This window comes from Ilumatobacter nonamiensis YM16-303 (assembly GCF_000350145.1).
Lineage (GTDB): Bacteria > Actinomycetota > Acidimicrobiia > Acidimicrobiales > Ilumatobacteraceae > Ilumatobacter_A > Ilumatobacter_A nonamiensis.
On the sequence record NZ_BAOL01000128.1, the window covers coordinates 1 to 6,639 of the forward strand.

The following is a 6,639-nucleotide window of genomic DNA, read 5'->3' on the forward strand; positions in this document are numbered from 1 at the left end:
CCATCGGGTGTCAGACACCCGATGGTTCACGGTTACTGGAGGCCGGCGAAGCTCCCGCCGTCGACGTGGAGTTGGAGTCCCGTGACGAACGACGATTGCCGCCCGCACAGGAACGTGACGATCGAGCCGAAATCGTCGGCGTCACCCATCCGGATCTGCGCCCGCTGCTCGTCGTCGTAGAGCGCATCGAGTCGTGCCGTGTCATGGATGCCGGGCTGCACCGTGTTGACGGTGACTCCATCGGCGGCGACCTCGAGCGCCAGTGTCTTGAGGAACGCGGTGGCGCCGGCGCGGGCGGTGTTCGACAGGATGATGCTTCCGATCGGCTGACGAACCGACACCGACGTGATGGCGACGACTCGCCCCCAACCACGCTCCTGCATGCCGGGTACCGCCGCCTTGCACATCGCGACGATCGACATCAGATTCAGATCCAGCGCGTCGGGATAGGCGTCGACGGGCGTGGATGCGAAGTTGCCAGGCGGCGGACCGCCGGCGTTCGGGACCAGGATGTCGAGTGGCCCGCCGAGCGCGTCGGAGGCCGCCGCGACGAACTCCGCCCCTCCCGAGGCGGAGCCGACGTCGCAGACGACCCCCTGAACTCCGTTGCCGATCTCGCTGAGTGCGGCGTCGAGTCGGTCACGATCGCGACCGCAGATCACGACCCTGGCACCTTCTGCAGCCAGTGCTCTGGCGGCGCCACGGCCGAGGCCCGATGTCGCGGCAGCGACCGCCGCCCGACGTCCGCTGATTCCGAGATCCATGTGGAAACCCTACGCGTGTGGCTTCGACTGGATGTTGGTTCAGACCCGCTTCGCGAAGTAGATGATCGCGAGGATGATCAGAATGAGGATGAGAATTCCTCCGATGCCGTAGCCCATGTTTCGTGTTTCCTTTCGGTTGTGCCGCTCCTGCTGAGCGGCTCCCGGTCACCGTCTCCAACATCGGGGGATTCCAAACCTCACCGTTGCAACCCGCCCGCGTAGGGTTCGCTCCGTGACCTCCGATCGCGACGCTGCGTACGACCGACTCCGATTCGACTGGCCCGACGGCGACGACGGCGGGGTGCTCCGGATCACGCTCGACGATCCGGACAAGATGAATGCGACCGACGCAGCGATGCACCTCCAGCTCTCTCGCGTGTTCCGCGATCTCGACGACGACGAGTCGGTGCGGGCGATCGTCGTCACCGGTGCCGGACGGGCGTTCTCCGCCGGCGGCGACCTCGACTGGATCGCCGAACAGGTCGGTGACTACGCGCAGACGATGCGGGTCATGAAAGAAGCGGGCGACATCGTGCGCACGATGATCGACTGCGACACGCCGATCGTGTCCGCGATCAACGGCGTGGCCGTCGGTGCCGGACTCGCCGTGGCGCTGATGGCCGACGTGAGCGTGATCGACGAAGCGGCGAAACTGACCGACGGACACATCCGCCTCGGCGTCGCCGGCGGTGACCATGCGGTCGCCATCTGGCCGTTGCTGTGCGGGATGGCCAAGGCCAAGTACTACCTGCTCACGGCCGACTTCCTGGACGGCCGCGAAGCCGAGCGGATCGGACTCGTCTCGAAGGCCGTTCCCGCCGACGAGGTGATGCCGACCGCCCTCGGAGTGGCACGCAAGCTGGCCGCCGGGCCGATCGACGCCACGCGCATGACCAAGCGAGCACTCAACCACTGGCTCCGCCAGGCGCTGCCGAACTTCGAGGCCTCGCTCGCCTACGAGATGCTGAACTTCCTCGGGCCCGATGCCGCCGAAGGCCTCGCGGCACTCCAGGAGAAGCGGTCACCCGACTTCCGGCACGACCACGGTTCCGCGTCGTGAGCGCCGACATGGACGGCGTCGATCTGGAGGGAGAACTCGAACTGGCGCTGCGCGTTGCCGATGCGGCGGACCTGTTCACGCTGCCTCACTTCGTCGACCGCGATTTCACCGTCGACTGGAAGCAGAACCAGACCGAGGTCACCGAAGTCGATCGCCATGCCGAGTCGCTGATCGTCGACGGCCTCGTCCGTGCCCGCCCCGACCATGGCGTGTTCGGCGAAGAACACGGGCTGACCGGCGCAACCGACTCCGAGTGGCGATGGGTGATCGATCCGATCGACGGGACCTCCGGCTACGTGCGCGGGATCCCCGTGTGGGCGACCCTCATCGCACTGACCCACGCCGAGGCCGGCGCGGTGCTCGGCGTGGTGAGTGCCCCGGCGCTCGGGATGCGTTGGTGGGGCGGGGTCGGTCTGGGCGCACACACGGCGGCGCACGACGCCACCCGCGAGATGCGGGTATCGAGCGTGACCTTGCTCGACGAGGCCCAGCTCAGCGTGACGCACAACTCGGGCTGGGACGATCTCGGACTGACCGACCGGCTGATCGCGTTGCAGCAGCGCGCCCGACGCAGCCGTGGGATGGGCGACTTCTGGCAGCACATGCTCGTCGCCGAGGGAGCGGTCGACGTGGCGATCGATGCGGTCGGCGTCGCGCCGTACGACCTCGCCGCGGTCAAGCCGATCGTCGAGGCCGCCGGTGGCCGCTTCACCGATCGGCTCGGTGAGGTCACGCACGAACACGACACCGCGATCAGCAGCAACGGAGCCCTGCACGACGAGGTCCTCGCCCTTCTGGCGTGACCGTCGGGCCGGGCCTGCGTTCCCGCGAGACCGCCGGTGCGGCGACCGTGTGGACGTGCACTACGGTCGGTCGCGGCGTCGAATCGGGGGGTTCGGCGCCCGGAACCATGACCCCTGTGGAGCGACGATGACGACCGACAGATCCCGCACGACCGCAGTCCTGGGCATCGTGGTGGCCCTGGTGGTGAGCGTGTCAGCCGTCGCGGGCGGTCCCGCACTCGCCGACAACGGCAAGTCCCACGGCAACGGAAACGGGCATGGACGCGGGCACGCGGCGGAGCCCGACCGACTCGGCGAGTACTCGATCGGTCACACGACGGTGCAGGTGACCGACCCGTCGCGCAACCTCGACGGTTCGACGCCGGCCACGTCCGCCGGCCGATTCCTCCACATGGATGTTTGGTATCCCACCCAGGTCCCCACCGACGATCACGTCAGGTACACCTGGAACAACCCGCTGTACAACGAGAACCCGGGCGGCACCGTGTGGCCCGGGCTGCCCGATCTCGCACCGTTGCCCGCTGCAGGCGCGCTCTCGTCGAACCCGGTGCTCGAGAGTGCGCCGCTCGCCGACGGCGAGTTTCCACTGTTGATCGGATCGCACGGCAACCTGGTCACGTCGAGCAAGAACATGCCCGACACGATGGAGGCGCTCGCCAGTCACGGCTTCGTCGTGATGTCGGTCGAACACACCGGGAACAACGACGCCTGGTACCAAGCGGACTGGCTCGGCCGGCGGCTCGGCCTGGACATCGGCCCGAACCCGGGCATCGCCGCGCACGGCACGATCCTCCAGCGCACCAACGACGTCAGCTTCGTGATCGACTCCGCGCTCGACGGCACGGTCGACGCCGCGTCGGGCCTCGACTTCTCCGAGCGGATCGACGCCGACGAGATCGGCGTGCTCGGGTTCTCGTTGGGGGGTCAGACGAGCCTGGCGACGGTGACGGGGATCGGCTCGCAGGGCCGGCCGGCCGACGATCGTGTCAGTGCCGCGTTGATGAACGGCGGTTCCAACTGGGGACTGCTGCTCGACGACGACGACTACGCGAACACCGATGCGGCGTTGATGTTCCTCGGCAACGACACCGGCATCGCGTACGACGCGTTCAACCGGTTCACGGGCGCCGAGTCCAAGTACCTCGTCGACATCGCCGACTTCAACCATCACGTCGGTGGGTATCAGTCGACGTGGTGTCCCGATTTCGAACAGTCGATGGAACTCGTGAACCCGACGGTCTTCCCCGCGATCTTCGGCGGCGCCGCCGGAAACTTCGACCCGTCCGACGTCGCGAACTACATCTTCGACGCAACGTTCTACTTCACGTACACCGGGGCCCGGCAGTCGGGCGTGTACGACTACTGCGACTCGTCGGTGTTCGACGAAATCAGCGACGAGCAGCTGACCGCAGTCCTGTTCGGGAATCCGGCGATCGTCGACGTGGTCGACGAGTTGCGACCCGCGATGCCGCTCAAGCCCGAGGCATCCGTCGCCGAGATCTCACGCCTGACGACCGAGTACGCCGTGGCGTTCTTCAGCAAGACGTTGGAGAACGACAATTCGTACTCTCGCTACCTGAACCCGTCGCGGGCCAACCAACGACGCAACTCGCTGGTCGAGTTCACGAAGGACTGCCTCAAGGTGAAGGCGAATCCGATCGACCTGAGGGAGGGCGACAAGATCACGTTCGCGCCGGTCGGCGACGACGGCTACGACCTCAGCGTCACGTCGGGTGCCGCGTTCTACGACCAGGGCGCGGAACCGCTCGGCATCACCCCCGACAACGTCGCAGAGTTGGCATTCGACGGCTGGTCGTTCCCCGTGCCCGGCATGGCCGATCCGATCGACCTCCTGATCGTGAACGAGAACGGCATGGTCTCGACGCGCACCGCAGCCGACATCGACGGGATCGACGACAACGGTTCGCCGTGGTACATCAAGGGGCGCATGCTCTTGCACGCACAGTTCACGATCGGTGCGTTGATGAAGAATCTCGACGCTTCGGGCGACGGTCAGATCTTCGGATACCTGGACGAGGCCGAGCAGCGGGTGGTGGTGACGTATCGGGATGTCCCCGCAGCCGGCACCACCGCGCCGAACAACCTGCAGATCGCCATCGACGAGGACGGCACGATCGAACTGATCATCGGTGAGCTGGCCGACACGGGCGCGATCGTCTCGCCCAGCATCCTCGGCACGATCGGGATCGCCGGTGGTCACACCCCGATCTCCGAACTGAGCAGGACCGACCCGATCGACTTCAGCCGGTTGCGAGACCGCCGAACGCAGTTCGTGCCGTTCGACGAAACCGCGGCCATCTTCGAACAGTACGAAGAGGGCACGGCCCGCTCCTGCAGGCGCCGCTGAGAAACGTCTGCGGTACGCGCCGCGACGGGGTTCGGCCCGCCCAACGCAGGTCGGGTCCGGCCACCCCGATGTCAGGTGCCACAGAAGGTGCGGAAGCTGCTCGCGAAGTCCGCCGGGGCCGGCTCGGCGAAGCGGTGCCGGCCGGACTGCTCGGTGAACGGTTGCTGCAGCACGTCGAGCAGGGTCGTGAACGGTGCGAGATCACCCGTGGTCGCCGCGTTCAACGCTTCGTCGACCAGGTGGTTCCGCGGCACGTAGATCGGATTGACCGCGTTCATCTCGACGGCCGTCGACGAGCCGGCGGCGCGGGCCGCCTGCCAGCGTTCCAGCCACGAGTCGATCCCGTCGACATCGCCGACCAGTGACCGCAGCGGCTGCTCGTCGCCGTCGGCCGCAGCCGAGAGCGAGCGGAACGCCGACGTGAAATCGGCACCCGACTCGTGCAGGACGGCCAGGAGATCGTCGGCCAACTCCGCGTCGTCGGTCGGAACCGCGGCAAGCCCCAGCTTCGTGGCCATCAACTCGGACCAGCGGGCCCGGAAACGGGTCGGGAACTCCTCGAGCCGACCCGTCGCCAGTTCGACCGCAGTGTCCTGATCGGGATCGATGAACGCGAGCAGCGTCTCGGCGAGGCGGGCGAGGTTCCAGAGCCCGATCTGCGGCTGGTTGCCGAATGCGTACCGACCGCCGTGGTCGATCGAACTGAAGACCGTCGCCGGGTCGTAGACATCCATGAACGCGCAGGGTCCGTAGTCGATCGTCTCACCCGAGATCGTCATGTTGTCGGTGTTCATGACGCCGTGGATGAACCCGATGCTCATCCACCGTGCGATGAGGTCCGCCTGCACGTCGATCACCGCATCGAGCAGCGCGAGCGCCGGACGTTCGGCCGTTGCGGCGGACGGCGCATGACGGCTGATCGAGTGATCGATGAGCCGAGCGAGCATCGATGGATCGTCGAGCGACGCCGCGTACTGGAACGTGCCGACGCGCAGGTGACTCGACGCGACGCGTACGAACACGGCGCCCGGCAGCAGCGTCTCACGCGTGACCGAGTCACCGGTGGCCACGACCGCGAGCCCACGGGTGGTCGGGACGCCGAGCGCATGCATCGCCTCACACATCAGGTACTCGCGCAGCATCGGGGCGAGTGCGGCCAGGCCGTCACCACCTCGGGCGAACGGGGTTCGGCCGGAACCCTTGAGGTGGAGGTCGACACGATCGTCCGCCGCGGTGATCACCTCGCCGAGCAGGAGCGCCCGCCCGTCGCCGAGTCGGGGCGAGTAGCCGCCGAACTGATGTCCGGCGTACGCCTGGGCAACGGGGTCGGCACCGGCCGGGACCGCGTTCCCGACGAGGAGGTCGACGCCCGCCGGGGAACGCAGGTCGTCCGGGTCTGCGCCCAGTTCCTGCGCCAACGCGTCGTTGAGCACGACCAGGTCGGGGTCCGGAGCGGTTCGCGCCGACCAACGCTCGTACAGGCCGTCGAGCTCGCGGACGAACGTGTTGTCGAACTGGAGTCCCGTCATCGTCGTCACGACCCCGACCGTATCGGCGACGTGTTCGCGCAACCGGTCGCGAGCGGTGAGCGAACCCTCACCGTGGCGTGGATTGGCTCACCGCTTCGGGGGATCGGCCGTTTCC

Annotated in this window: 5 protein-coding genes; 3 read left to right on the forward strand and 2 right to left on the reverse strand. The window is 67.4% G+C overall.

Annotated elements, in window-relative coordinates:
* Positions 1-32: 32 nt before the first annotated feature.
* Positions 33-764, reverse strand: coding sequence for an SDR family oxidoreductase (locus ON45_RS12555; RefSeq protein ID WP_040494334.1), 732 nt, complete (start codon positions 762-764; stop codon positions 33-35).
* Positions 765-996: 232 nt separating this feature from the next.
* On the opposite strand from ON45_RS12555, the gene ON45_RS12560 reads away from it, so the two are divergent.
* From ON45_RS12560 to ON45_RS12570, 3 genes are all read left to right on the forward strand, one after another.
* Positions 997-1,824, forward strand: coding sequence for an enoyl-CoA hydratase/isomerase family protein (locus ON45_RS12560; RefSeq protein WP_040494335.1), 828 nt, complete (start codon positions 997-999; stop codon positions 1,822-1,824).
* Positions 1,821-2,627 (forward strand): inositol monophosphatase family protein, encoded by an 807-nt coding sequence (locus ON45_RS12565; RefSeq protein ID WP_051062986.1) that lies wholly within the window; start codon positions 1,821-1,823, stop codon positions 2,625-2,627. The genes ON45_RS12560 and ON45_RS12565 overlap by 4 nt, the downstream gene beginning before the upstream one ends.
* Positions 2,628-2,754: 127 nt before the next feature.
* Positions 2,755-4,995: an alpha/beta hydrolase family protein gene (locus ON45_RS12570; RefSeq protein ID WP_148288660.1), complete on the forward strand. Its 2,241-nt coding sequence runs from the start codon at positions 2,755-2,757 to the stop codon at positions 4,993-4,995.
* Between the two features lie 71 nt (positions 4,996-5,066).
* Here ON45_RS12570 and ON45_RS12575 read toward each other — a convergent pair whose 3' ends face one another.
* Positions 5,067-6,524: a protein adenylyltransferase SelO gene (locus ON45_RS12575; RefSeq protein ID WP_040494338.1), complete on the reverse strand. Its 1,458-nt coding sequence runs from the start codon at positions 6,522-6,524 to the stop codon at positions 5,067-5,069.
* Positions 6,525-6,639: the final 115 nt, after the last annotated feature.

Bases quoted from the DNA above. Each gene is read 5' to 3' on its own strand.
- ON45_RS12570 (WP_148288660.1), top strand. From the start codon at position 2,755: ATGACGACCGACAGATCCCGCACGACCGCAGTCCTGGGCATCGTGGTG.
- ON45_RS12555 (WP_040494334.1), bottom strand. From the start codon at position 764: ATGGATCTCGGAATCAGCGGACGTCGGGCGGCGGTCGCTGCCGCGACA.
- ON45_RS12575 (WP_040494338.1), bottom strand. From the start codon at position 6,524: ATGACGGGACTCCAGTTCGACAACACGTTCGTCCGCGAGCTCGACGGC.